Origin of the sequence: Shinella zoogloeoides (assembly GCF_022682305.1) — a bacterium.
In the GTDB taxonomy this organism is placed as follows: Bacteria; Pseudomonadota; Alphaproteobacteria; order Rhizobiales; family Rhizobiaceae; genus Shinella; species Shinella zoogloeoides_B.
Genome location: NZ_CP093528.1, coordinates 3,516,666 through 3,541,528, shown reverse-complemented (window position 1 = coordinate 3,541,528; position 24,863 = coordinate 3,516,666). Strand labels below are relative to the sequence as shown.

The 24,863-nt window shown below is 63.1% G+C and carries 30 protein-coding genes and 3 pseudogenes; 24 read left to right on the top strand and 9 right to left on the bottom strand.

The window, feature by feature from the left end; all coding sequences use genetic code 11:
- The first annotated feature begins 2 nt into the window (after positions 1–2).
- The 7 genes from trbJ to MOE34_RS17600 are packed head-to-tail and all read left to right on the top strand — an operon-like array spanning position 3 to position 5,543.
- A complete protein-coding gene (gene trbJ, locus MOE34_RS17630; RefSeq protein ID WP_003500125.1) occupies positions 3–767 on the top strand; it encodes a P-type conjugative transfer protein TrbJ in 765 nt (254 codons plus the stop codon).
- Positions 768–788: 21 nt separating this feature from the next.
- Positions 789–1,076, top strand: coding sequence for a putative entry exclusion protein TrbK-alt (gene trbK-alt, locus MOE34_RS17625; RefSeq protein ID WP_003500127.1), 288 nt, complete (start codon positions 789–791; stop codon positions 1,074–1,076).
- 6 nt (positions 1,077–1,082) lie between these two features.
- Positions 1,083–2,459 carry a P-type conjugative transfer protein TrbL gene (gene trbL, locus MOE34_RS17620; protein WP_003500129.1) on the top strand — a complete coding sequence of 459 codons (1,377 nt, stop codon included), beginning with the start codon at positions 1,083–1,085 and terminating at the stop codon, positions 2,457–2,459.
- Positions 2,456–3,145: a conjugal transfer protein TrbF gene (gene trbF / locus MOE34_RS17615; protein ID WP_003500130.1), complete on the top strand. Its 690-nt coding sequence runs from the start codon at positions 2,456–2,458 to the stop codon at positions 3,143–3,145. The genes trbL and trbF overlap by 4 nt, the downstream gene beginning before the upstream one ends.
- Positions 3,142–4,161, top strand: a complete 1,020-nt coding sequence (trbG, locus tag MOE34_RS17610; protein WP_242218783.1) for a P-type conjugative transfer protein TrbG — start codon at positions 3,142–3,144, stop codon at positions 4,159–4,161. The genes trbF and trbG overlap by 4 nt, the downstream gene beginning before the upstream one ends.
- On the top strand, positions 4,158–5,306 hold the full coding sequence (locus tag MOE34_RS17605; RefSeq protein WP_242218782.1) for a TrbI/VirB10 family protein: 1,149 nt from the start codon (positions 4,158–4,160) through the stop codon (positions 5,304–5,306). The genes trbG and MOE34_RS17605 overlap by 4 nt, the downstream gene beginning before the upstream one ends.
- A 3-nt stretch (positions 5,307–5,309) precedes the next feature.
- Complete coding sequence (locus MOE34_RS17600) at positions 5,310–5,543, top strand: DUF2274 domain-containing protein (RefSeq protein ID WP_003500135.1); 234 nt, start codon at positions 5,310–5,312, stop codon at positions 5,541–5,543.
- On the opposite strand, the gene MOE34_RS17595 is transcribed toward MOE34_RS17600, so the two are convergent.
- Positions 5,524–6,468: a LysR family transcriptional regulator gene (locus MOE34_RS17595; RefSeq protein ID WP_003500137.1), complete on the bottom strand. Its 945-nt coding sequence runs from the start codon at positions 6,466–6,468 to the stop codon at positions 5,524–5,526. The two genes, MOE34_RS17600 and MOE34_RS17595, sit on opposite strands and share 20 nt — an antisense overlap.
- A gap of 207 nt (positions 6,469–6,675) precedes the next feature.
- Between MOE34_RS17595 and MOE34_RS17590 the strand changes: the two genes are divergently transcribed.
- The 10 genes and pseudogenes from MOE34_RS17590 to MOE34_RS17545 all read left to right on the top strand — a co-directional run bounded on the left by MOE34_RS17590 (position 6,676) and on the right by MOE34_RS17545 (position 13,315).
- Entirely contained in the window at positions 6,676–7,653 is a 978-nt protein-coding gene (locus tag MOE34_RS17590; protein ID WP_242218781.1) for a cation diffusion facilitator family transporter, read from the top strand.
- Between the two features lie 47 nt (positions 7,654–7,700).
- Complete coding sequence (locus MOE34_RS17585; RefSeq protein ID WP_035243485.1) at positions 7,701–8,045, top strand: ArsR/SmtB family transcription factor; 345 nt, start codon at positions 7,701–7,703, stop codon at positions 8,043–8,045.
- 457 nt (positions 8,046–8,502) lie between these two features.
- On the top strand, positions 8,503–9,348 hold the full coding sequence (locus MOE34_RS17580; RefSeq protein WP_080600487.1) for a DUF3363 domain-containing protein: 846 nt from the start codon (positions 8,503–8,505) through the stop codon (positions 9,346–9,348).
- Between the two features lie 48 nt (positions 9,349–9,396).
- A complete protein-coding gene (locus tag MOE34_RS17575) occupies positions 9,397–9,711 on the top strand; it encodes an ArsR/SmtB family transcription factor (protein WP_003500156.1) in 315 nt (104 codons plus the stop codon).
- The gene (locus tag MOE34_RS17570) at positions 9,708–10,067 is read left to right on the top strand and encodes an SRPBCC family protein (protein ID WP_024899646.1); all 360 of its coding nucleotides are present in this window, start codon (positions 9,708–9,710) and stop codon (positions 10,065–10,067) included. Before MOE34_RS17575 ends, MOE34_RS17570 begins: the two co-directional genes overlap by 4 nt.
- Positions 10,064–10,201, top strand: a pseudogene (locus MOE34_RS17565) (ATP-dependent Clp protease proteolytic subunit); the annotation flags it as partial. The gene MOE34_RS17570 and the pseudogene MOE34_RS17565, both read left to right, overlap by 4 nt.
- A gap of 46 nt (positions 10,202–10,247) precedes the next feature.
- Positions 10,248–10,634 carry an IS66-like element accessory protein TnpA gene (gene tnpA / locus MOE34_RS17560; protein ID WP_242218779.1) on the top strand — a complete coding sequence of 129 codons (387 nt, stop codon included), beginning with the start codon at positions 10,248–10,250 and terminating at the stop codon, positions 10,632–10,634.
- The gene (gene tnpB / locus MOE34_RS17555) at positions 10,631–10,978 is read left to right on the top strand and encodes an IS66 family insertion sequence element accessory protein TnpB (RefSeq protein WP_242218777.1); all 348 of its coding nucleotides are present in this window, start codon (positions 10,631–10,633) and stop codon (positions 10,976–10,978) included. The genes tnpA and tnpB overlap by 4 nt, the downstream gene beginning before the upstream one ends.
- A gap of 48 nt (positions 10,979–11,026) precedes the next feature.
- Entirely contained in the window at positions 11,027–12,676 is a 1,650-nt protein-coding gene (gene tnpC / locus MOE34_RS17550) for an IS66 family transposase (protein WP_431522446.1), read from the top strand.
- Positions 12,677–12,775: 99 nt separating this feature from the next.
- Complete coding sequence (locus tag MOE34_RS17545; RefSeq protein WP_242224125.1) at positions 12,776–13,315, top strand: ATP-dependent Clp protease proteolytic subunit; 540 nt, start codon at positions 12,776–12,778, stop codon at positions 13,313–13,315.
- A gap of 35 nt (positions 13,316–13,350) precedes the next feature.
- Here the strand turns inward: MOE34_RS17545 and MOE34_RS17540 are convergent, their stop codons facing one another.
- From MOE34_RS17540 to MOE34_RS17530, 3 genes are all read right to left on the bottom strand, one after another.
- Complete coding sequence (locus tag MOE34_RS17540; protein WP_280113797.1) at positions 13,351–13,899, bottom strand: AAA family ATPase; 549 nt, start codon at positions 13,897–13,899, stop codon at positions 13,351–13,353.
- 122 nt (positions 13,900–14,021) lie between these two features.
- Complete coding sequence (locus MOE34_RS17535) at positions 14,022–14,657, bottom strand: LysE family translocator (protein WP_024899649.1); 636 nt, start codon at positions 14,655–14,657, stop codon at positions 14,022–14,024.
- Positions 14,658–14,751: 94 nt separating this feature from the next.
- On the bottom strand, positions 14,752–15,351 hold the full coding sequence (locus tag MOE34_RS17530; protein WP_003500170.1) for a TetR/AcrR family transcriptional regulator: 600 nt from the start codon (positions 15,349–15,351) through the stop codon (positions 14,752–14,754).
- A 150-nt stretch (positions 15,352–15,501) separates the two neighbouring features.
- Here MOE34_RS17530 and MOE34_RS17525 point away from each other — a divergent pair, with 150 nt between their 5' ends.
- From MOE34_RS17525 to MOE34_RS17505, 6 genes and pseudogenes are all read left to right on the top strand, one after another.
- Entirely contained in the window at positions 15,502–15,864 is a 363-nt protein-coding gene (locus MOE34_RS17525) for a DoxX family protein (RefSeq protein WP_003500172.1), read from the top strand.
- 25 nt (positions 15,865–15,889) lie between these two features.
- Positions 15,890–17,311, top strand: coding sequence for an MFS transporter (locus tag MOE34_RS17520; protein ID WP_003500174.1), 1,422 nt, complete (start codon positions 15,890–15,892; stop codon positions 17,309–17,311).
- Positions 17,312–17,342: 31 nt separating this feature from the next.
- Complete coding sequence (locus MOE34_RS25610; protein WP_003500177.1) at positions 17,343–17,471, top strand: helix-turn-helix domain-containing protein; 129 nt, start codon at positions 17,343–17,345, stop codon at positions 17,469–17,471.
- A 57-nt stretch (positions 17,472–17,528) separates the two neighbouring features.
- Positions 17,529–17,810: a metal-sensing transcriptional repressor gene (locus MOE34_RS17515; RefSeq protein WP_024899650.1), complete on the top strand. Its 282-nt coding sequence runs from the start codon at positions 17,529–17,531 to the stop codon at positions 17,808–17,810.
- A gap of 7 nt (positions 17,811–17,817) precedes the next feature.
- Positions 17,818–18,033 (top strand): annotated as a pseudogene (locus MOE34_RS17510) (MFS transporter); the annotation flags it as partial.
- 257 nt (positions 18,034–18,290) lie between these two features.
- A pseudogene (locus tag MOE34_RS17505) lies at positions 18,291–18,727 on the top strand (YqaA family protein).
- Positions 18,728–18,749: 22 nt separating this feature from the next.
- Here the strand turns inward: MOE34_RS17505 and MOE34_RS17500 are convergent.
- Genes MOE34_RS17500 through MOE34_RS17490 form a run of 3 tightly spaced genes read right to left on the bottom strand, consistent with a single transcriptional unit; the run spans position 18,750 to position 20,314 of the window.
- Positions 18,750–19,238 carry a DUF305 domain-containing protein gene (locus MOE34_RS17500; RefSeq protein WP_024899651.1) on the bottom strand — a complete coding sequence of 163 codons (489 nt, stop codon included), beginning with the start codon at positions 19,236–19,238 and terminating at the stop codon, positions 18,750–18,752.
- A 21-nt stretch (positions 19,239–19,259) separates the two neighbouring features.
- Positions 19,260–20,021 carry a glutaredoxin family protein gene (locus MOE34_RS17495; RefSeq protein WP_003500183.1) on the bottom strand — a complete coding sequence of 254 codons (762 nt, stop codon included), beginning with the start codon at positions 20,019–20,021 and terminating at the stop codon, positions 19,260–19,262.
- A 17-nt stretch (positions 20,022–20,038) separates the two neighbouring features.
- Positions 20,039–20,314: a metal-sensitive transcriptional regulator gene (locus MOE34_RS17490; RefSeq protein WP_003500186.1), complete on the bottom strand. Its 276-nt coding sequence runs from the start codon at positions 20,312–20,314 to the stop codon at positions 20,039–20,041.
- A gap of 116 nt (positions 20,315–20,430) precedes the next feature.
- Between MOE34_RS17490 and MOE34_RS17485 the strand changes: the two genes are divergently transcribed.
- Positions 20,431–21,615 carry an MFS transporter gene (locus MOE34_RS17485; RefSeq protein ID WP_242218775.1) on the top strand — a complete coding sequence of 395 codons (1,185 nt, stop codon included), beginning with the start codon at positions 20,431–20,433 and terminating at the stop codon, positions 21,613–21,615.
- Between the two features lie 78 nt (positions 21,616–21,693).
- Here MOE34_RS17485 and cueR read toward each other — a convergent pair whose 3' ends face one another.
- Both cueR and MOE34_RS17475 read right to left on the bottom strand, forming a co-directional pair.
- A complete protein-coding gene (gene cueR / locus MOE34_RS17480; protein ID WP_003500188.1) occupies positions 21,694–22,143 on the bottom strand; it encodes a Cu(I)-responsive transcriptional regulator in 450 nt (149 codons plus the stop codon).
- Between the two features lie 61 nt (positions 22,144–22,204).
- Positions 22,205–24,712 carry a heavy metal translocating P-type ATPase gene (locus MOE34_RS17475; RefSeq protein WP_024899654.1) on the bottom strand — a complete coding sequence of 836 codons (2,508 nt, stop codon included), beginning with the start codon at positions 24,710–24,712 and terminating at the stop codon, positions 22,205–22,207.
- Positions 24,713–24,863 lie beyond the last annotated feature (151 nt).

The window sequence follows — 24,863 nt, the reverse complement described above, 5'->3', positions numbered from 1 at the left end:
ACATGACGCCCACCTCGCCTCGCATCTCCGCCGCCCTGCTTGCCGCCACCGTGCTGTCCGTACCGCTCGCCGTCGCTCCGGTCCTGACCACCCCGGCACACGCCTGGAAGATCGTCTACGATCCGACCAATTACGCCCAGAACGTCCTTCAGGCCGCCCGCGCGCTGGAGCAGATCACCAACCAGATCACGTCGCTCCAGAACGAGGCGCAGATGCTCATCAACCAGGCGAAGAACCTGGCGAGCCTGCCGTTCTCCTCGCTCCAGCAGCTCCAGCAGTCCGTGCAGCGCACGCAGCAGCTCCTGAGCCAGGCGCAGAACATCGCATTCGACGTCGGCCAGATCGATCAGGCGTTCAAGACGCAATACGGCAACGCCTCGCTGACCGCCTCGGACGCCAAGCTGATCGAGGACGCGAAGACCCGCTGGCAGAACACCGTCGGCGGTCTGCAGGACGCCATGCGCGTCCAGGCCACCGTTGTCGGCAACATCGACACCAACCGTACCCAGATGTCGGCGCTGGTCGGGCAGAGCCAGGGCGCGACCGGCGCACTTCAGGCAACCCAGGCCGGCAACCAGCTCCTCGCCCTTCAGGCGCAGCAGCTCGCCGACCTGACCGCCGTGATCGCCGCGAACGGCCGGGCGCAGGCGCTCACCGACGCCGAGCGTTCAGCGGCCGCCGAGCAGGGACGCGAGCAGCGCCGCCGCTTCCTCACGCCCGGCTCCGGCTACCAGCCGGGAAACGCCAAGATGTTCAACGGCAACTGAGACGCAGGAAGGGGGACGACCATGGACGGCAAGATGCTGGCCCGGCTGGGCGCCGTCGTCTTCGTGGCTGTCGCGATCACAGCGACGGCCATCGAGCTGACCCGCAAGGACGAGGTAAATGTCCCGGAGCCGGCGCGGGCCGTCGAGCGCTCGATCGATGCGCTTCGCGTCGAACAGCGACGGTGCCAGCAGCTTGGCGAGGCCGCCGGCAAGGATGCCGGATGCCTGCGCGTCTGGGCCGAGACCCGCGATCGCTTTCTCGGCCGCACGCCGCAGCCGGTCGCGCCCGCGGCGAATGACGCACGGTGAGCGCAGATGGGCAGCACCAGCGTCATCGACAATTTCCTCTCGGTCTTCACGTCCTACATCGACAGCGGCTTTGGCCTGCTCGGCGGCGAGGTCGCCTTCATAGCTTCAACCCTCATCGTGATCGACGTGACGCTTGCGGCCCTGTTCTGGAGCTGGGGCGCTGACGACGACATCATGGCGCGGCTGGTGAAAAAGACGCTCTTCGTCGGGGTCTTTGCCTACCTGATTTCCAACTGGAACAGCCTCGCGAAGATCGTCTTCGACAGCTTCGCCGGACTCGGCCTGAAGGGCTCCGGAACCAGCTTCAGCACCGCCGATCTCCTGCGCCCCGGCAAGGTGGCGCAAACCGGACTCGACGCCGGACGGCCGCTGCTCGATTCCATCTCCGACCTCATGGGCTGGATCGCCTTCTTCGAGAATTTCATCCAGATCGCCTGCATGTTCTTCGCCTGGGTGCTGGTCATCCTCGCCTTCTTCATCCTGGCGATCCAGCTCTTCGTCACGCTGATCGAGTTCAAGCTGTCGACACTGGCCGGCTTCGTCCTGATCCCCTTCGGCCTGTTCGGAAAGACCGCGTTCATGGCCGAGCGGGTGCTCGGCAACGTGATCTCCTCCGGCATCAAGGTCCTGGTTCTCGCCGTCATCATCGGCATCGGCTCGACGTTGTTCTCGCAGTTCACCGCCGGCTTCGGCGGCGCGACGCCGACCATCGACCAGGCCATGGCGATCGTGCTCGCCGCGCTCTCCCTGCTCGGCCTCGGCATATTCGGCCCCGGCATCGCCAACGGCCTCGTCTCCGGCGGACCTCAACTCGGCGCGGGCGCCGCCGTAGGCACAGGGCTGGCGGTCGGAGGCGCAGCGCTCGCCGCAGGCGGCGGAGCCGTGCTGGCCGCCAAGGGCGGAGCGCTCGCTTTGTCTGGAGGTGCGGCCGCCGCGCGTGGCGGCGCTGCCGCCGCCGGCGCGGCTTCCTCGGCCTACACGCTCGGCTCGATGGGACAGTCCGGCATGTCGGGCATCGCCTCCGGTCTCGGCGGCGTGGCGCGCGCCGCCGGTTCGGGCGCTGCCTCGCCGCTGCGTCGCGGTCTCGCCCGCGCCGCTGAGAGCCTCAAGTCGAGCCACACCGGCGGCGTCAAGGGCGCTTTCGAAACGACGGGCGGCTCTTCGACCATGGGAACCGTCGGAGGTGGCGGGCAGGCCGCCAATGACGCCTCCGCCGGCGCTGCCGCGGCCGGATCTGTGAATACCCCGCCGGCCTGGGCGCAGCGCATGAAGCGCGGCCAGGCAATGAGCCATGGCGTTTCCGCGGCCGCCCACGCGGTCCGCTCCGGCGACAGCCACGGCTCCGGCTCTTCCGTCAATCTCTCCGAAAGCGACCGCTCATGAACCTCTTCCGACGACCCGCCACCCACTACGGCAAGACGCCGCAACCCGAGACCCCCTATCAGAAGGCTGCCCAGATATGGGACGAGCGTATCGGCTCCGCCCGCGTCCAGGCGCGCAACTGGCGCTTTATGGCTTTCGGATGCCTGGCGCTGTCGGCCGGCTTCGCCGCCGCTCTTGTCGTCCAGTCGGCGCGGGGCACCGTCGTTCCCTGGATCGTTCAGGTCGACAAGCTGGGACAGGCCCAGACCGTCGCCGCGGCAACCGCCGACTACCGTCCGACCGATCCGCAGATCGCATGGCATCTCGCCCGTTTCATCGAACAGGTCCGCTCCGTCCCGGCCGATCCGATCATCGTGCGGCAGAACTGGCTGCGCGCCTATGAATGGACGACGGACCGGGGCGCGGCCGCGCTCAACGACTATGCCCGCGTCAACGACCCCTTCACCAAGGTCGGCAAGCAGCAGGTTGCCGTCGAGGTTTCCTCGGTCATCCGCGCCTCGCCGGAGAGCTTCCGGATCGCGTGGATAGAGCGGCGCTATGAGAACGGCCAGCTTTCGACCACCGAGCGATGGACGGCAATTCTCACCATCGTCGTCCAGCCGCCCCGCGACGCCGAACGGCTCAAGGCCAATCCGCTCGGCATCTACGTCAATGCAATCAACTGGTCGCGGGAGTTGGGACAATGACGCCGCACTTCCGCAATGCCGCAAACCCGGCTTTCCGTAAATCCGTGATCACGGCTTTGCTGGTATCGACTGCGGTGCTCGGCGGATGTGCTTCTGCGAAGAAGCCGCCTGCAATCACCTACGATTCCGACGTGCCGCCGCTGCCGGCCGTACCGGCTGTGACGGACACCACGCCAAAGCCGCTCCACATCCCGCCCGCCTGGACGGTGAGCCGGGGCGGCGGCGCAGCCAGTACGCCGACCGCCCGTGTCGAGAACGCCAATCTCGCCGCCCGCGTCGAGCCGCGACGCGAGGGCTATTACAACGCTATCCAGGTCTATCCGTGGAGCGACGGCGCCCTCTATCAGATCTATGCCTCGCCCGGACAGATCACCAACATCGCGCTTGAGCCGGGTGAAAGCCTGACCGGCGCAGGCCCGATCGCCGCCGGCGACACAGCACGCTGGATCATCGGCGACACCGAGAGCGGCTCCGGCGAGACGCGGCGCGTGCATGTGCTGGTGAAACCGTCGCGCGCGGAAATCTCGACCAATCTCGTCATCACCACCGACCGGCGCACCTACATGATCGAGCTGCGCTCGCGCGAGAAACCCTACATGCCGTCCGTCGCCTGGTCCTATCCGCGCGCCCGCGGAGGCTCGGCGCAGGCGATACCGACAACGCCGGTTATCCCGGCCGTGGCGGCGCGGAACTATCGCTATGGCTTCGCATCCGGCGACAATCCGCCGTGGAAGCCGGTCTCCGTCTATGACGACGGGCGGCGCGTCTACATCGAGTTTCCGCGCGGCATCGTCCAGGGCGAATTGCCGCCGATCTTCGTGATCGGCCCCGAAGGCGAGGCCCAGATCGCCAATACGCGCACCTATCGCAACGTGCTGATCGTCGATCGCCTGTTCGGCGCGGCCGAGCTGCGGCTTGGCGGGGGCAAGCGTCAGCAGACCGTCAGGATCGAACGCATCGACGGCTCCTCGCGCGCAACGAATGTCCGCCAGGACAAGGGAGGGCAGTCGTCATGACAGACACCGGAAACAACAATGCTGCCCCGATGCGCCTTCGCGCCGAAGCCCCGCGCGTCACGCGCCTATCGCGCAAGGCGCTGGCCGGAGCCGGCCTCATCGTTTCGCTCGGTATCGGCGGCGCGCTGATCTATGCGCTCCAGACCCGCGATCGCGGCGCGGATGGCGAGGAACTCTATTCGACCGAGAACCGGGCGACGGCCGATGGGCTCGCCGGCCTTCCACGCGACTATACCGGGCCGGTCCTCGGCCCGGCACTGCCCGGCGATCTCGGCCGGCCGATCCTCAGCGCGCAGAACGAGGGCAAGCCCGTCGTTCCGCCCACCGTCCCCGATCCAACCGTGGATCAGGAAGAGCAGCGGCGGCGCGCCGAGGAGGAAGCCGCACGCACGAGCCGCGTCTTTTTCCAGACCGAGACACGCACGAACCCAACCGCAGGCGCGGATTCGGCCGCCGGCGCAGGTCTGCCCAATCTCGCCGGGCTCGGCCTCGGCGGAAATACCGCGCAGGACCGGCAGAACGCCTTCCTCAACGCCGCCGTCGATCGCCGGACCACCACGACCGACCGCGTCATGGCTCCGGTATCGCCCTTCGTGCTTCAGGCGGGCGCGGTCATCCCGGCAGCACTGATCACCGGCATCCGCTCCGACCTTCCCGGCCAGATCACCGCGCAGGTCACGGAAAGCATCTATGACAGCCCGACCGGCCGCGTTCTCCTCGTGCCGCAGGGCACGCGCATCATCGGTCAGTACGACAACAGCGTGCAGTTCGGCCAAAGGAGGGTCTTGTTGGTCTGGAACCGGCTGATCTTCCCCAATGGTCGCTCGATCGTGCTGGAGCGCCAGCCCGGCGCGGACAGCCAAGGCTATGCCGGGCTAGAGGATGGTGTCGACTACCACTGGTGGGATCTCGCCAAGGCGGCCGGGCTCTCCACCCTGCTTGCCGTCGGCGCCGAACTCGCGACCAGCGACGAGGACCGCCTGATCCGCGCGATCCGCGACGGCTCGCAGGATACGATCAATCAGGCGGGCCAGCAGATCATCCAGCGGCAATTGCAGGTCGCCCCCACGCTGACCATCCGGCCGGGCTTCCCGGTCCGGATGATCGTGACCCGCGATCTGGTCCTCGAACCCTACAGGGGATGATCCATGACCAAGCTGAAACTCGGTCCGCTCGCCAACGACAAGCCGGTCAAGGTCACGCTTGAGCTGCCGGCTGCGCTCGCCGATGACCTTGCCACCTACGCGCAGATATTGGGGCGGGACACCGGCCAGCCGGTCGCCGATCCGATGAAGCTCATCGTGCCCATGCTGGAGCGCTTCATCGCCACCGACCGCGGGTTCGCCAAGGCCCGCCGCTCGGTCACGCCTGATCGTCGCTGATCGGGCGAGTCCCGAACCGTTTCGCCGACAGGTTGCGGGCGAGGCTCAGCATCCGGCGCAGCGCCGGATTGTCGTTGCGTTGCGACCAGACCGCGCAGAACGGCAGTTCTTCCGTCACCAGAAGCCGATACGCCACGCCCCGGAATCTGGTCCCCGTCGTGGCCTCGCTGGTGAGCGAGATACCTTTTCCCAGAGCCACCAACTGCATCAGCGTGTCCCGGTTATAGACCGGGCACTGCTCGACGCTCGGATGGTGGCCCAGCTCGGCGAGATGCTTGACGAGATAGTCGTGGATCTCGGGACCAGGCTCCGCCTCGCTGACGATGAAATGCCGGTCGCGCAGGTCGGCCCATTCGATCTCCTCCCTTGCCACAAGCTCATGCTTTTCCGGCAGGACGACGAACACGCGCTCGGCCCACAGCCGCGTCACCTCACATCCCGCGACGTGCGGCTCGCCCGTCAGGAAGGCGATGTCGATCTCGTGGTGCCGGACAGCGGCCTTGTGGTCGGCAGGCGTGCCTTCGATGAATCTCGTGCGAACACCGGGATGCTCCCCTGCGTATCGCTCCAGCAGATCGGCGATGAAGCCCGAGGCGAGGGACGAGAATATGCCGATGCGTAGCACGCCCTTTTCGGCGCGGCCCGCAGCTCTCACTTCCTTCACGGCCAGATCGATTTCCGCGATCGCCCTCCGAGCGTGCGTCAGGAACTTCCGTCCCGCCTCGGTGATGACCACCCCCCGCTGATATCGAATGAACAGCGCCGCACCGGCCTGATCCTCCAGATCGCGGATGCGGCGGCTGACCGCCGATTCTCGAACGCCGACCGCTATCGCCGCCTGTCGGAAGCTGCCATGCTCGGCCGCTGCAATCACATAGTGGAGTTGCCGCATCTGGATTTCAGGCTCGCGGTCACGTCTGAGCAATCACCTCTACCTCCGCATGCGTCACCCATTCGAGGGGGCATCGTGCAGATTCCAACGGTGACAAGGTCAAGCCCACTTGTCGGGAAATTTACGTGATTTTGCGGTGCCTTCGAATAGCTTTCAAATTTCTTACGCGGGCCGGTTGACAATGAAACACTCGAACATGTATTCAAGTGTTTAGACTGAACGCAACCACTGGACCGACCTATGGCAGACCACTCTCACTCCCACAGCGACCACCACGGCCGCGATCATGATCACTCACACGTACCGACCGTAACGAAGGAAAACGAGCGCAAGATCCTCATTTCCTTCTTCATCATCTTCATCTTCATGGTCGTCGAGGCAGTCGGCGGTGTGATCTCCGGTTCGCTCGCGCTGCTTGCCGATGCGGGACATATGCTGACCGACGCCATCGCGCTCGGTCTCGCCTACGTTGCCTTCCGCCTCGGCCGCCGCGTCGCCGACAGCCAGCGCACCTTCGGCTATGCCCGCTTCGAGGTGATTGCGGGCCTCATCAACGCCCTTACCCTGTTCGGCATCGTCGCCTGGATCGTCTACGAGGCCATCGAGCGCTTCCAAGAGCCGCAGCCGGTCATGGCCGGTTCGATGTTCGTCGTCGCCATCATCGGCATGCTCGTGAACCTCTTCGTCCTCTGGTATCTGACGCGCGGCGACTCCGATCACGTCAATGTCAAGGGCGCCGTGCTGCATGTCATGGGCGATCTGCTCGGCTCGGTCGGCGCGATCATTGCCGCCATCGTCATCTGGTACACTGGCTGGACCCCGATCGATCCCATCCTGTCGGTGTTCGTGTCGCTGCTGATCCTGCGCAGCGCCTGGAGCCTGCTCAGGAACACGCTGCATATCCTGCTCGAAGGTGCGCCCGACAACGCCGGCGCGGAGAAGATCTCCGAGCATCTTCGAAAGACCGTTCCCGGCATCCAGAGCGTCCACCACGTCCATGTCTGGTCGCTGACTTCCGGCCGTGTGCTGGCAACCCTTCAGGTGCAGCCGATGGAAGGCGTCGATGTGCGCACCGTCATGCAGCAAGTCGACCACGAGCTGAAGACGCAGTTCAAGATCGAGCACCCGACGATCGGGATCGACTGGGACGGCGTGGCCAGTTGCACCCTGGAGGAGCCGAGCAAGGCGGCTGTGTCCCACGCAGGGCATTCGCACTGACCGTCCACTCTTCATGGGTTCACTCGGAAAGCTGGAAAGGAAAACCGTTGAACAAGGCAGATCCCCTTTCGACCCAGGAGTTGAACTTCCTATCCGAAACATTCCGCCTGCTGGGTGACCCCAGCAGGCTAAGGATTCTCCTCCATTGCGAGGAAGGCCCGAAGTCGGTCACCGATATCTCCGAAACGCTTGAGCTGTCGCAGTCGCTCGTCAGCCACCACCTGCGACTGCTTCGCGGCGCGCGGCTGGTAACGCGGGTCCGACATTCGAAGCAGATGTTCTACGAAATCTCCGATCAGCATGTGGGCGACGTCCTGCTCGATATGCTCTCCCATGTCCGTGAGGAACGAGAAGGCGTCGCCGAACGCGACGCCAGCGTTCAACACTCCTGATCGTCGTGAGCACGGAAAACGATGACAGAGTTGCGACGCGGCAAACAAAGCATCGGAGCCGCGCTGAACGAAGGATTCTCGACGATGAGAGGGGCCGCAAATTGCATCGACTTCTTCGGTGGCCGTCTTGAAACTCTGGCCGATGAGGAAGGCGGAGCGCTGCACCGGGTGAAGATGACAACTACGTTTACGCTATAGCACTCTAAACGAGCGTTAGTCGCATCCGCCTCGGCGTTTCATCCAGCGTTCGTTCCCTCACGCATTGCTATGGGTTCGAGACGATCCGGAAGCCGAGGTCCGTATGATGTTCAGGATGGCTACTGTGCGTCACCAAGCTCAACCGGGCTGATGGTGATCTTTCTCTCAAAGCGTCCAGGCAGGCCATTTGGCCATATAGTTTTCTCAATCCTTATTCGATGGCCTGCCTCAACAATGACGCTGTCATCTCCGGTGGGCAATTGAATCGACCGCCAGCGTTTGCATCAGGGTCGTCAACGGAAGCCCGTATCCGCGGCGTCATCCAGATCGGCCCGGCCGAGGCGACAGCCCGGCCGTCCGACCGCACCATCACCGCCATCGCCGAGGACGGCATCTATCGACCCTGGAACAGGCGAAATTCGAGGGCCGCGTTCCCGGTGGCGACTATGAGGGCTATGTCGATGCCCATGTTCGTCGGCTGGAGGCATTGCGCCGCGCCGGGATCGTCGAGCGCATCGACGCCGACCAATGGCGCATCCCCAATGATCTGGTTAGCCGCGCCGCCGACTACGATGCCGGCCGAGACCGGCAGGCCAGTGTTCGCGTCCTGTCACCCATCAATCTGGAAAGGCAGATACATTCGGACGGCGCGACGTGGCTGGACCGGCGATTGATCCACAGCGAAACCGCCGATATTGCGCCGGCCGGTTTCGGCCAGCAGGTGCGCGAGGCCATGGACCAGCGCCGCGAGCATCATATCGAGCAAGGCGACGCTACCCGAGCACGGAATGGCCGCATCTTCTACCGGAGCAGCCTTCTCGCCACCCTGCGCGAGCGCGAGGTTGCCCGTGTTGGCGGGGAGATGGCCGAGAGCAAGGGCCTGCCTTTCCGTGCCGCCACGGACGGCGAGAACATCAGCGGCAAATTCACCGGCACCGTGCAGCTATCGAGCGGCAAGTTCGCCGTGGTCGAGCAGTCCCACGAGTTTACCTTGGTCCCATGGCGGCCGGTCATAGACCGACAGCTCGGTCGCGAGGTTATGGGCGTCGTTCAGGGCGGATCGGTGTCGTGGCAGCTAGGGCGGCAACGAGGGATTATGTTGTGATGATGGTTCGCCCTTGCGAATCAGATAAGTGTGCGCTTATCTATTGTTATGATCCCGAACGACATATTCAAAGCTCTGGCCGATCCGACACGCCGCGCGATTTTCGAGAAGCTGGCGTCCGGCAGCATGAACGCCGTCACACTGCGGCAGGGTATGGAAATTAGTCAGCCGGCGATGTCGCAACATCTCTCTGTCCTGCGCAACGCCAAGCTGGTGCGGGAAGAACGTCAGGGCCGCTTTGTGAACTATGAGGTCGATCCAGAGGGGCTGGCACTCATCGCGGAATGGCTGGCGAAGTATCGGGCCTATTGGCCTGCGAGAATTGACGCTTTGAAGAGCTTACTAAGGGACATGGACCAATGAGCGACACGGAGGCAAAGAAGCCCAAGGATAATCTCGTCGTGGAATATGAAATCGACGCTCCCCCTGAAATGGTTTGGCGGGCGATTAGTATTCCAGAGCTTCGAGAAAAATGGCTGCCTGAAAAAGACTTGGCCGATGCTGTCCCGATCTCGGCAGAACCGGGAGAGGAAGTCCGCTATCGGATGCGCGAAGAAGAATCGCCTTTCCTCGAAAGCATTGTGACGTTCCAAGTCGGTCCCAATGTCTATGGCGGCACGAGGTTGAGGATCATCCATCATCTTGTGGACGCCCGATCCGTTCGGCGAACACCCCCTGCCGCGAACAACAATTGGCCCGTGCTTATGCTCGCAGCATAGCACCTCAAACAACACATCAAAATCTAGAAGACAGGAGTTCGCCTATGCGCGAAGCGATGCAACTCGTCCCTATGGTCATCGAGCAATCCAGCCGTGGCGAACGCTCTTTCGACATCTATTCCGTACGCCTCCGAAGAGGGCCGTCTTGCGCTGATTGAGAGGCCGTAGCTGACTGTCAGTATGGATATCCTTACTGACAGTCATCCCGTGAGCCGCCTGGAGATCGTCGAGACGGGTCGGCGTCGACGCTGGTCTGATGCGGAAAAGCTGCGGATCGTCGAGGAGAGCTTCTCCGGTCCGCGATTGGCATCGGCGACGGCGCGGCGTCATGGGCTTTCGAACCAGCAGCTGTTCGCGTGGCGTAAGGCGTATCGGGCAGGCTGCCTTGGCGAGGCCGGAGGATTGGTGCCGGCGGTGATTATCGCTGAGCGACCAACAACGCGTTCGGGTTCGGGCGGTGGCCGGATCGAGCTCGTGACCGCGAACGGGCGGCGCCTGATCGTGGATCGCGATGTCGACGTCGAGGCTCTGTTGCGGATCGTGCAAGCCCTGGAGCGGCTGGCGTGATCCCGGTTCCGACGGGCGTGAGGGTTTGGCTGGCGACGGGCTACACGGATATGCGCCGGGGCTTCCCGGGCCTGTCGCTTCAGGTGCAGGAGGTGCTTCGCCGGGATCCGCTGAGCGGGCATCTCTTCTGCTTCCGGGGGCGTCGGGGCGATCTTTTGAAGGTGATTTGGCATGATGGCCAGGGCGCCTGCCTGTTCACGAAGAAGCTGGAACGCGGGAGGTTCCTCTGGCCGTCGCCGGCGGACGGGGCGGTAACGATCTCGACGGCGCAGATGGGTTATCTTTTGTCCGGTATCGACTGGCGAAATCCGCAGGAAACCTGGCGCCCGACGCGGGTCGGCTAGCATTTAGCTTTTGAAATCGCAGGCGAAATCTGATTCACTTGCTTCGTGATGGTGACGCCGGACGATCTTCCTTCGGACCTCGCGAGTGCCCTGGCGGCGCTGCGGTCCGAGCGCGAGGCGCGGCTGCAAGCCGAGGCGGCAGCCGCCAGCGCGCGGGCGAAACTCTCGGACACCGAGGCGCTGATCGCGCATCTGCAACTGATGATCGAGAAGCTGAAGCGCGAGAAATACGGCCAGCGCTCCGAACGCACGGCGCGGCTGATCGAGCAGATGGAACTTCAGCTCGAAGATCTCGTGGCCGCAGCCAGTGAAGATGAGCTCGCTGCGGCCGCCGCGGCGACGAAGAGCGGGAACGTGCGCGCCTTCACGCGTCAGCGGCCGGTCCGTAAACCCTGGCCGGAGGATATCGAGCGCGGGCGTGTCGTCATCGATCCTCCCACTGCCTGTGCTTGCTGCGGCAGCTCGCGGCTGTCGAAGCTGGGCGAGGACGTGACCGAGACGCTGGAGGAGATCCCGCGGCGCTTCAAGGTGATCGAGACGGTGCGCGAAAAGTTCAGCTGCCGCGATTGCGGGAAGGTCAGCCAGGCGCCGGCGCCGTTCCATGCGACGCCGCGCGGCTTCATCGGGCCCCAACTGCTGGCGACGATCCTCTTCGACAAGTTCGGCATGCACGCTCCCCTCAACCGCCAGAGCGCGCGCTTCAAGGCCGAGGGGGTCGACCTGCCGCTGTCGACGCTGGCCGACCAGGTCGGCCATGGAACCTTCGCCCTGAAGCCAGTCTTCGACCTGATCGAGGCGCATGTGCTCGCGGCCGAGCGCCTTCATGGCGATGACACGACGGTCCCGATCCTGGCGAAGGGTAAATGCGCGACCGGGCGGATCTGGAGCTATGTGCGTGATGATGGGCCCTTCGCCGGACCCGCACCGCCGGCGGTGGTCTATTACGCCTCGGGCGACCGGCGCGGCGAGCACCCGCAGAAGCATCTGGCGGGGTTCGCCGGCATCCTCCAATGCGATTGTTATGGCGGCTTCGAGCCGTTGTTCGACCCACAGCGGAAGGACCAACCCATCACGCCGGCGTTTTGCTTCGCCCATGCCCGGCGCGGCTTCTTTGAGCTGGCCGACATCGCGAAGAAGGCCCGCGACGGCGTAAAGGGCAAGCCGGTCTCCCCGATCGCCCTGGAGGCGGTCCGGCGCCTCGACGCGCTGTTCGAGATCGAGCGCGCCATCAACGGCTGCAGTGCCGAGGAGCGGCGGGCCGTACGCCAGGAGAAGAGCAAGCCGCTTCTCGACGGCATGCAGGACTGGCTGCTGCGCGAGCGCGAAACTCTCTCGCGCTCCGCCGAGGTCCTGAAGCCGATGAACTACATGCTCCGGCGCTGGGCCGACTTCGCCCGCTTCGTCGACGACGGCAGGATCTGTCTCTCCAACAATGCCGCGGAGAGAGCGCTACGCGGCATCGCCCTGGGTCGGCGCAACTGGACCTTCGCCGGTTCGCAGCGCGGCGCCGATCGCGCCGCCGTCATGCTCACGCTCATCACCACGGCCCGCCTCAACGACGTCGACCCAAAGGCCTGGCTGGCCGACGTCCTGGCCCGCATCGCCGATCTGCCGGCATCACGTCTGCACGAACTGCTGCCCTGGGAGTGGAAGCACCTGCGCCAGGCCGACACGATCGTCGATCAGCAAGCCGCCTGAACTCCTGAACTTCAACCAACCTCATCATAGAGCCCGCTACGCTCGCGCGAAGGCTTCGATCACGCGGCCTTCCTCGTATGCGTACTCTATTCCCGCCTTCTGCGCGAGAGGATCATTTTCCTGAACGGTGAGGTCAACGACACCGTTTCCGCGCTCGTCTGCGCGCAGCTACTGTTTCTGGAAGCCGAGAATCCCAAGAAGCCAATTCAGCTATACATCAATTCTCCCGGTGGCGTCGTTACCAGCGGGCTCGCCATGTATGACACCATGCGATACATCCGCGCTCCGGTGCATACTCTTTGTATGGGGACGGCCCGCTCGATGGGGTCATTCCTGCTGATGGCCGGCGAACCCGGCGAACGCGCGGCATTGCCGAACGCCAGCATCCTGATTCACCAACCATCAGGCGGATTCCAAGGGCAGGCGTCGGATATGCTGATCCATGCCGAGGAGATCCTGAAAACCAAGCAGCGCATGACCCGGCTCTACGCGGAGCATTGCAAACGCAGTTATGAAGAGTTCGAACAAGCCATGGACCGCGACCGCTTCATGACGGTGGAAGAAGCGTTGGAATGGGGTTTGATCGATCGCGTCTTGACGGAGCGCGAAACCGGCGCGGCCTCGGAAGTTGCTGGATGAGTTAGCGCCAATTGGATGAGGACTGTCACTTCGCTCTAAGCTCTCAAATTTTCAGCAACGAAGTCGGCCCGCTGCTCGATTCCCACCAGCGGCAGCTCGACTATCTGATAGCCAAGCCTGCCATAAGTCTCAGCCATGACCATACCGGTCGCCTCGGCCTCTTGCCTGTCCTGTTTGCGCTCAGTGTCTTGCGTGAAGATGGCATCCCAATACGGGGCGAGAAAAACCCGCTTGTTGTAAGGGTAGGTTTTGGCCGCCGTCTCGAAATGAGCAGGCACAGGCAGGCCGCAGAGTGTGAGATAACCAACAACATCCGGCATACCACGGTCCATCAAGACAAGCGCGTCACTTGCAAGTGCCTCCTGATAAGAACGCAGTTCCCAGCCCAACATGAGTTCGGCGAAGAGTGCGCGATCCGCCCAAGGCAAAGCTTTACCGCCGATCCTGATCTGGTCTCGAATGATCGCCCTGCCGGCCTCGGGCATGGTGCGGAAGCCGCGCTGGGCCATGGCATCGATCAGACTGCTTTTGCCGGAACCGGGGCCACCGGTTACGACGATCATGTGTTCAGTATTTGCCATCAGATTCCATCCGCATTTAACGTGATTATCTTGAATTCGAGGAATGAAGCGTAGCCGGGATCGTCATCCGTTCCGACTGGCGCTGCGGAGTGTTTCGATGCCGATTTAGCGAACAGCAGCTGGCTCTACGTCACAAAGATTGGATAGAGCGAGACAACCAGCAGCGCTGCCATGGTGAGATTGAAGGCGCGCAGCTTCGCAGGCTCCGTAAGAAGCCGGCGGAGGCCAACACCGAACGCCGCCCAGATGCCGACGCAGGGTGCGTTGATCGCTGCCATCAGCAGTGCAGCTGCGGCGACGGACGACAACGAGGGAGAGCCCGGAAGATAGGTGGCGACGGCACCGAGCGCCATGACCCATGCCTTGGGGTTGACCCATTGGAACGCAGCAGCGCCAATGAAGCCCAAGGGTCTGGCAGCCGATCTTTCTGCATTCTCCGGTGCTGCGGCCCCGGCGATCTTCCATGCCAGATACAGAAGATAGGCGCCGCCAACCCATCGCAGGATGGTGTTGAGCATGGGATACGCCTCGAAAATCACTCCAAGGCCCATCCCCATGATGACGATCATCGCGGCGAAACCAATGCTGATGCCCGCAATATGTGGCAATGTCCGCCGAATGCCGAAATTAACACCGGATGCCAGCACCATCATGTTGTTCGGTCCGGGCGTGACCGATGTTACGGCTGTATAGAGACACAGCGCCAGAAATGCTTGCAACCCGGACAAGTCGGGCGAGGTTAGCTGTGAAACATCTGTCATGACTTGACGCGATCCGCGACATCAAAGGGAAGTTTTTGGCGCGACTGGCACCAATGCTTCGACCGGCCGCCATCCCCCATTTTCATAATCCGCTTCATTGTTGAGGCTTCAGAAATCGGCCAACCATTGTCGTGACCAGTTTGCGGCTCTCCTCGAAGTCAAGGTCCGCTGTCATCAACGGCAGCATCGGCGCGGCATCAAGGACCGCCACCAGAACCGCGCTGGTGTGCTTAGGGTCAAGGCCGGAATCGACTTCGCCACGCGCCTGACCTGCGGTCAGCGCTTCTGCCAGCAATGTTCGAACACCATCAGTGTTCTGTTTGAGGATGGCCCTGATTCTTTCGTTACGCCCCGCTTCTGCCAGCAACTCGAACAGAATGCGGCAATGACCGAGATCGTCCCACCCCTTCATGCTCCACAATTCCGATAGCAGAACAGTCGCCGTCTGTTCGTCCTCGGGGTGGCCGCTGAAATGGCTGTGGAGACTGGCAAGGTAATCATCCGCCATCTGCTCAATGATAGCGTCCTTGCTGGGGAAGTAGTGATAGAGGTGGCCGGGGCTCATCGCCGCTTCTTTGCAGATCATCGAAATCGACGCGCCCTGCAGACCATGGCGCAGGAAGCACCTATGCGCCGCTGCGAGAATCTCCTGCCTTCTGCCTTCATGCTGCTCGGGAACGCGCTTGCGGACCATGGGGCCTCCATAAACATAGAATGATCGCTCTAATATAGCTTGACCACACGTCGATCATAACTAGAGTGAGCATTCAATCTATGTCGGAACGGCTGGTTGGTCCAGTCCTATGCTGCCTCAGCCGGTCCGATTTCCAAGATGCGAGGCCACATGAACAGACCCCTTCCGATCATAGCGACCAGCCTGGCTTGGCTGCTGGCAGCTTTCTTTCTCTTCGGCGCTTACGGCAACATCTTCATCTCAGAGGAAAATGCGGCGGCCTATGTGGCTTGGGGTTACCCCGACTGGTTCCACTACATCACCGCCATTCTCGAACTGGCGGCTGGGCTGATGCTGATCCGCGCTGGCTCGCGGCCCTATGGAGCCGGCCTTGGCGCGCTCGTGATGGCCGCTGCTTCCCTCACGACACTGCTGAACGCTGATTACGGCCATGCGGTCGCTCCCAGCATTGTCCTGCTCGTCTCGCTAGTCGTGTTGGGGCTGTCCTTGGCCGTCCGGCGCGCAGCCAACTGAACTTCCCCCTTTCGGAGAATCCCCGATGAATAGCTCACCAACCCCGGCCGGTTCGGCCGATCCCGCAAATGCGCCTGCGGCGCATCTGGACGGATGGTCCGATCTTCTGTCCGGCCGCCACCTCGCCATTGTTCTGGTCATGGCAAGCGGCGTGCTGCTCTATGCCATGAACCTCTATTTCACCGCCGCACTGATGCCCTCCATCGTCGCGGATATTGGCGGGCAGCAATATTATGCGTGGGTGACGACTGCGTTCGTTATCTCGGCAATCGTAGCCTCGCTGTTCGTCAGCCGCATTCTCGACTGGAAGGGGCCGGCGCTTGCCTATGTTACGGCGTTCGTCGTCTTCGCTCTCGGCGCAGCGGCCAATGCCGCCAGCCCAACGATGGAACCGCTGATCGTCGGTCGCGTCGTGCAAGGACTTGGCGGCGGTTTGCTGGCAGGACTCGGCTATGCGGTAATTCGTGCAGCACTTCCCGAACGCCATTGGGCGCGGGCAACCGGCGTCGTGTCGGCCATGTGGGGCTTGGGGACGCTGTTCGGGCCGGCGCTTGGCGGCGTGTTCGCAGAACTGGGCCTCTGGCGCTGGTCCTACGGTGCGCTGGCGGTCGTTTCGCTGCTGTTCGGAATCATCGCTCAACGCGCGTTCGGCCGCATGGCTGGATCGGGGCATCGTTCACCTGTTCCCGTCGCCTCCCTCATTCCGCTTGTGCTTGCGACCATCGCTATCAGCCTCAGCGCCATCGTGCCGATAGGCTGGCCAACGCTGGCAATGGTCGGAATTGGCATCGTGCTGCTCTGGCTCTTCGTCGTCGTGGAGCGGCGAGCAAAAGAGACCATCCTTCCGCACATCACCTATCGGCGTGGCAACTCCCTGAAATGGGTCTATCTCACGGTCGCTGCCCTGAGCGCGGGCGTGATGGTGGAGAACTTCATCCCCCTGTTTGGTCAGCAACTGGCGGGCCTTTCGCCGCTGATCGCCGGTTTCCTTGGCGCAGTTCTTTCGCTGGCATGGGTCATCGCCCAGCTCTTCATTGTTTCGGTCAAGAGTGAGAGCGGCCGCCGCCGCGCCATCCGCGTCGGCCCACTGCTGTTGACGGCTGGGCTGATCGCTTATGGACTTCTACAAGTGTTCGGTGCCGATATCGGGATGGTGCTGATTTGGGCGGCTGTCCTCGCGCTTGCCGGCGTCGGCATCGGACTGGCGTGGCCGCTGCTCGGTGTTGCAGCGATGAGCAGCACACATGATCCCGCCGAAGGAGGCAAGGCTGCTGCTGCGATCACCATCACACAGCTTATTGCTTTCTCGATCACTTCCGCACTCGCTGGCACGCTGATGGCGGCAGGCGGGGAATCTGCGGTGGATTCCGCACGCTATGTTACGCTCGGCATCGCGCTTCTTACCCTGTTGGGCATCTTCGCCGCTGGCGTGGCAACGAGAAAGTAGCCAGCCACCATGCGACGGCGGCGTCTGAAAGATGGTCCAAGGCTACGAGATCGGCACGGTGGCGTCGTCGCTGGGATTTGAAAGGCAGGCTTCTCTCACCGCCATGTTCAAGCGCTGGCTCGGGACGACGCCGACGGCTTATCGACGATCATGGGGTTGAGGCGACGCCGGCGGCAGGCTCGTTACAATATCCTCTCCAGGGGGATAGGATATCTGGATGAGCGAACAATCCGATGCCCACAGATCCCACGCCGCGATCACAATGCGCCTCAAGCGTGCGGACGGCCATTTGCGCGGGATCGTCGAGATGATCGAAGCTGGTCGGCCATGCCTCGATATCGCGCAGCAGCTTCACGCGGTCGAAAAGGCCATCGCACAAGCCAAGCGGACGCTGATTCAGAACCACCTCGACCACTGTCTCGACGACGTGGTCGGGCCGCTTGTTAAGGACGATCGTCGTTCGATCGACGAATTCAAGGAAATAACCAAGTACTTGTGAGGTTCCTATGTTGCAGGTTCTTGGAAACCGCACCTATCGCCACCTCTTCCCGGCACAGGTTATCGCGCTTATCGGAACAGGGCTTGCCACGATCGCGCTGGGGCTATTGGCCTATGATCTCGCCGGTCCCGATGCGGATGCGGTGCTGGGAACGGCGCTCGCCATCAAGATGGTCGCCTATGTGGGGGTGGCCCCTATCGCAGCGACCTTCGCGGAGCGCCTGGGCGCCGCGTTTGGCCTCCCGATCACCTTCGTTGCGCTGGGGCTGCTGGCCGCCGCCGCCGTATCGGCCGCTGCGGTCCTCTGGCCCGCGGCCGATCCCGACGAACTCGACCATATGCATGACACGCTCGAGGCGAGCCATCCGCATCTGTCCGATGCGGCTGCCGCCGATGGCGGATATCGGCACCGCCATGCCTTCGTCATCGACCGCCATCATACAAGATGGCCGGCTTCGCCGCGCGATCGCGGGGCCGGTGCTTGAGCACACTGGCGGCCTGCTTGGGCCTGTTCCTCACCGCCTTCTTTGCTGCCACCCTGCTGCCGATGCAGTCGGAAGCCGCGCTGATCGGGCTGCTGCTGGCCGATTCTTTCGCGGCCTGGGCATTGGTCGCCGCAGCGAGCCTTGGCAACGTGGCCGGCTCGGTCGTCAACTGGATCATCGGCGCGGCGTCGAGTGTTTCCGTAACCGGCGCTGGTTCCCGGTGTCGGAAGCCGGTCTCCAGCGGGCGTGGCGTTGGTATCGCCGCTATGGGAAATGGTCGTTGCTGCTAAGCTGGATGCCGGTCATCGGCGATCCGCTAACCCTCGCGGCCGGGATCATGAAGGAGCCGCTACCCGTCTTTCTCCTCCTAGTTGGCGTCGCCAAGCTCGGGCGATATCTGGTTCTGGCGGCGGCGACGGCGTGCGTGATGTAGAGTCTTTATCGCCGCCGCTACACTAGAGACGATTTCGAATGCTCGTCATCTTGTCGATCTCCTCACGCTGAGCTGCCATGATTTCGTCGCACAGCGTTTTCAGTTCCGAGTCGGCAAGCTTCGCCTCGCGGCACATCAGGATCGCGCCGGAATGGTGCGGGATCATCGAATCGATGAACTGGCGATCATCGATCAGGGTCTGGCTCCGCGTCGCCCAGAAGGAACCGGCGGTCAGCAGCGCGAAGACGACGTAAAGGGCGATATTCGCGCTCCGGTTCGGGAACATGCCCGGCATTGTCGCCAGCATGAAGATGCCCATCGGCGCCCACATGGTTATCGCCATGTAAAGCATGTTCAGATTATTCCGGAAGTCGCCCCAGCCGTCGATCATCGAAAACATCACGACATACATCACAATGAGGCAGAGGATCATGTTGATCCAGAACATCAGATAGGGACGGCCATGGGAGCCCCTCGAATGCCCGCCATGAGACGTGTGGTCGCTCGCCATTTGATCGTCCTTTCGCGGTTGTCAGTGTCCAATGCCCATCGGCTTGAAGATCATCCAGACCGCCATGCCGATCATCATGAGGTTCTCGGTGAGCGACACGAAGCCGAGCGGCACGTTGCTGTCGCCTCCGACGCAGGCGCATTTCAGCTCGCGCTTGTCGATATAGACCGCCTTGAACACTGAGACCGCGCCGATGCCGCCGATGAACAGCGCGACGGGGATCGACACCCACATCAGGGCGCCAGCCATCATCAGGACGCCGGCGAGCGCCTCCGCGAAGGGATAGATGTAGGCATATCGGACCCACCGCTGCGCCAGAAGGTCGTAGTTCAGGAACATGGTCGCGAAGCCTTCCACGTCCTTCAGCTTCTGAAGGGCAAGAAGACACATCGCGATGGCGATGAACCATTCGGCCGCCTGGACCGTCGCGAGGTTGCCGAACGCCGCCCAGCTCGCGGCCAACGCCATCAGCGCTGCCATCGCGAACAGCGCGATCACCGGCTTGTAGGTGACGGTGTCCTTGTCCTTGACCTTGCCGCCGAAGAACCGGACGAGATCATCGTAGCCGCCGATCCGCTTGCCGCCTATGAAGGTCTGTGGCGTTGACTGAACATTGTGCTTTGCTTTGAAAGCATCCGTCTCGGCGCGAGTCGTCAGATGGTGATCATCGACCTCGTAGCCTTCGCGCTTGAGCAGATCGAGCGCCTTCAGCCCGTAGGGACACGTATGGTTTTCCATCACCATTCGATGAAGTTCGGCGCGTTTGGCAGCATGGGTCGCCATTGTCTGATCCCTTCGATCTATAGTTTCGCCTTTGCGAACACCTCGACCAGCTCGTTGAACTTTGCTCTTTGCAGGTCGCCATCGCCCGAGGCGATCGCCTCCTCGACGCAGCAGGCGGCATGCGATCGCAGCACCTGGTTCTCCACCTTCGAGAGGGCGGCCTTGACCGCGTGGATCTGGTTGAGAATGTCGATGCAGTATCGCTCGTCCTCCACCATCTGACCGACGCCGCGAACCTGGCCGGCGATCCGGTTGAGTGACGCAATGATCTGCTTCGAGTTTTTATTGCACATCCAGCTACCCCTACCCGGTATGGGTATATATACGTTTCAGGAAAGGTTTCGTTCCCGCAAAACCCAAAAGTTTTGCCGGCATGTCAACGTCGAAGCAAATAATTGTGGGAGTTCCCATGGACGATACTGCAACTGTCCGGCGCAACATCACCGTGCTGACCGCCGCTCAGGCGCTCGGCGGATCGAGCGCGCCAATCGTCATGTCGCTCGGCGGCCTGGTCGGCCAGCAGCTCGCCGACAACCCCGCATGGGTGACGCTGCCGGTCAGCCTGTTCGGCGTCGGCCTGGCGATCGGCACGCTGCCCGCCGCGTTCGTCATGCGCGCTTGGGGACGCCGGAGCGGTTACTTGTTCGGCGCCTTCTTCGGCCTCGCGGCGGGTCTCATCGCAGCACTTGGTATCTTTGTGGCATCGTTTCTGCTGTTCTGCGTTGGCTGCTTTACCGCCGGTCTCTACGGCTCCTACGTTCAAAGCTATCGCTTCGCCGCCGCCGACGCTGCCGAAGGCGCGTTGAAGGCACGCGCAATCTCCTGGGTGATGGTCGGCGGACTGATCGCGGCTGTCATCGGTCCCCAGCTCGTCATCTGGACACGCGATTCCTTCCCCGGCACGCCCTATGTCGGCAGCTTTCTCAGCCAGGCGGCGCTTCCGCTGTTGTCCATCCCGATTCTGTTGATGCTACGCACGCCGCAATCTGGTTCGCAATCCGAGTCCGAAAGCTCCGGCCGTTCCCTGATTCAGATCCTGATGATGCCCCGCTACATGCTCGCCGTCGCAGCCGGCGTCGTCTCCTACGGCCTCATGGCTTTCGTCATGACGGCGGCTCCGATCGCGATGGTCAACACCGGCCATTCGGTCAACAGTGCAGCACTCGGAATCCAGTGGCATCTACTGGCGATGTTCGCGCCAAGTTTCGTCACCGGCCGTCTCATGACACGCTTCGGCAAGGAGCGGGTCACCGCTGCGGGGATGCTGCTCATCGCCGTCTCGGCCGTGGTCGCACTGGCCGGGCTTGAGCTGATCAATTTCTGGGGATCTCTCGCCATCATGGGGCTCGGCTGGAATTTCAGCTTCATCGGCGCGACGGCTATGGTCACGGACTGCCATACGCCGGGCGAGCGCGCCAAGGCGCAGGGCGCGAACGACTTCATGGTCTTCGGCACGACCGCCGCCGTATCGTTTCTGGCTGGCAGCGTCCTGCACAACTCGGGCTGGGCGGCGATCAACTGGCTGTTGTTTCCGCCGGTCGCCTTGATCCTCGTGCCGCTGCTCTGGCAGGCGGCGCGCAAACCCCAAGCCTGAAACGACAAGTCCCCGCCATATCTGGCAGGGACGAAAACATCAGGCCGCTTCGGTTAGGCGAACGGGCCGAGTGTTACTCTACTGCACGGAACGAGTAATCGCACCGCTGCGCGGCTGGACCGTGAGGTCCTCATCGTCCTGATCGGTTTCCAGACGCTGGAGGATCGGGCAATGCGGGCGATGGTCGCCCGTGCAGGCTTTCACCAGCATCGTGAGCGTGTGCGCCATGTCCTGCAAGTCCGCGATCTTCTTCTCCAGCGCGTCGATGTGGCCCTGCGCCAGACGCTTGACCTCCGCGCTCTGCCGCGACTCGTCGCGCCAGAGGCCGAGGAGATCGCCGATCTCGGCCACCGAGAAGCCGAGATCACGCGCGCGCCGGATGAAGCGCAGCATGTGAACGTCCGTGTCCGAATAGTCGCGATAGCCGGAAGACGTCCGATCGGCGGCCGGAATGAGGCCGGTATGTTCGTAGTAGCGGATCATCTTGGCCGAGACGCCGGACGCTTTCGAAGCTTGTCCGATATTCATGCGTTTTCTCCCGTAAGGTACGACAGCCGACCCCGAATATAGGGTCGGCTGCTTCGGTTCATTAGGTTGGGACCTTGAAGGTCTTGAGCCGCAACGCATTGCCGAGCACGAAGACGCTCGACAGGGCCATGGCGCCGGCGGCGAAGACCGGCGACAGCAGGATGCCGTAGGCCGGATAGAGCGCGCCGGCGGCGACCGGGATCAGGGCCGTGTTGTAGGCGAAGGCCCAGAACAGGTTCTGCCGGATGTTTCCAATCGTCGCCTTCGACAGTGCGATGGCGTTCGGCACCCCGGTCAGGCTGCCCGACATCAGCACCACGTCCGCCGCCTCGATGGCGATATCCGTGCCGGTGCCGATGGCGAGGCCCACATCCGCCTCGGCGAGCGCCGGAGCGTCGTTGATGCCGTCGCCGACGAAGGCGACCTTACCGTGCTCGGCCTTGAGGCGACGGATCGCCTCGACCTTGCCGTCCGGCAGCACTTCCGCCACCACCTCGTCGATGCCGAGACGCGCGGCGATGGCCTTGGCCGTCCGCCGGTTGTCGCCGGTGATCATCGCGACTTTCAGCCCGAGATCGTGCAGCGCCTTGATCGCGGCCGGCGTCGTCGCCTTGATCGGGTCGGCCACGGCAATGATCGTCGCGAGCCTGCCCTCGATCGCGGCATAGAGCGGCGACTTGCCCTCGTTGCCGAGCCGTTCGGCCACGACGGCGAAGCCCGCCACGTCATGGCCAAGCTCGACCATGTAGCGGTCCGCGCCGATCTCGATACGCTTGCCGTCGACCACGGCCTTCACGCCGAAGCCGGTTACCGATTCGAAACCAGACACGGCGGGAAGCGCGATGCCTTCCGCCTCGGCCGCTTCCACGATGGCGCGGGCGATCGGGTGTTCTGACTTGGCTTCGACGGCCGCGATTAGACCCAGCACGGTCGCACGGTCAAAGCCGGCGGCCAGTTCGAGGTCGGTCAGGGCGGGCTTGCCCTCGGTCAGCGTGCCGGTCTTGTCGACGGCCACGACCCTGGCGTCCTTCAGCAGTTGCAGCGCTTCACCCTTGCGGAAGAGTACGCCCAGCTCCGCGCCCCGGCCGGTGCCGACCATGATCGAGGTCGGCGTAGCCAGACCCATGGCGCAGGGGCAGGCGATGATCAGCACGGCGACCGCATTGACCAGCGCGAAGGTGAGCGCCGGCGACGGCCCGAAATAGAGCCATGCCGCGAAGGTCAGAGCCGCGACGGCGAAGACAGCCGGCACGAAATACATCGTCACCTTGTCGACCAGCGCTTGGATCGGCAGCTTCGAGCCTTGTGCTTCCTCAACCATGCGGATGATCTGCGACAGCACGGTGTTGCCGCCGACCGCCGTGGCGCGGATCGCGAAGGCGCCCTTCTGGTTCACGGTGCCGGCGACGACCTCGCTACGATTCGTCTTGGAAACCGGGATCGGTTCGCCGGTGATCATGGATTCATCGACATAGCTTTCGCCCTCGATGACCTCGCCATCGACCGGGATACGGTCGCCGGGACGGACCTCCACGATGTCACCCGACAGCACGGAGTCGATCGGAAGATCGACCGTCTTGCCGTCACGGCGGACGCGCGCCGTCTTGGCCTGAAGGCCGACCAGACGCTTGATCGCTTCCGAGGTACGCCCCTTGGCGCGGGCTTCGAGCAGCCGGCCGAGCAGGATCAGCGTGACGATGACCGCGGCGGCTTCATAATAGACGTTGATCGTCCCTGCGGGCAGGAAGCCCGGCGCGAAGGTCGCGACCAGCGAATAGCCGTAAGCCGCGAGCGAGCCGACTGCCACCAGCGAGTTCATGTCCGGCGCCAGACGCCAGAGGGCGGGAAGCCCCTTGTCATAGAAGCGGATGCCCGGCACGAACAGCACCAGCGTCGTCAGCACGAACTGGAGATACCAACTGTTCGTCATGCCGATGGTGGATTCGATCACGCCATGCACGCCCGGAATGAGGTGCGAGCCCATTTCCAAAAGGAAGACCGGAGCGGTCAGCACCGCCGCGATGGTGAAGTCGCGGGTCAGCTCGCGGCGTTCGGCTTCCTTCTTCTCTGCGCGGTCATTCGTCTCGGCCTGGCTCGATCCGGTTGCCGCCGAGATGACCTTGGCGTCGTAGCCCGCATTCTCGATGGCCGCAATCACGGCTGCCGTGTCTGCGGTTCCCTGGATCGTGGCCTTCTCGGTCGCGAGGTTGACGACGGCGCTGGTGACGCCCGGCACGGCCTTCAGGGCCTTCTCGACACGACCCACGCAGGAGGCGCAGGTCATGCCCTCGATCGCGACTTCAAGCGAGGCGGCCGCTTGTGCGGCAGGGCTCTCCGAAACCTCATAGCCGACATCCTCGATGGCCTTGACGAGCGTAGCGCGATCGACGGGAGCATTCGTCGTGATGCTTGCCTTTTCGGTCGCCAGGTTGACGACCGCATCGGCAACGCCGGGGACGGCCTTGAGGGCTCGTTCGACACGACCGACGCAGGAGGCGCAGGTCATGCCTTCTATTGACAGGGAAATTGCCGCGTTCCTGGTGTCCGCAGCTCGAACGGGGGCATTCATAGCCGCCTCCTTTTCTCGTTCCGAAATTCACGTTCGGACGGAAAATGAGGCTTCCAACCATGGGAAGGTCAATAGCGCATTTTCTTTTTTTGGCCCTTGACCTTACCACGGTTGGAAGCACCACCTTGGGCGACATGAGATCAAAACAAGG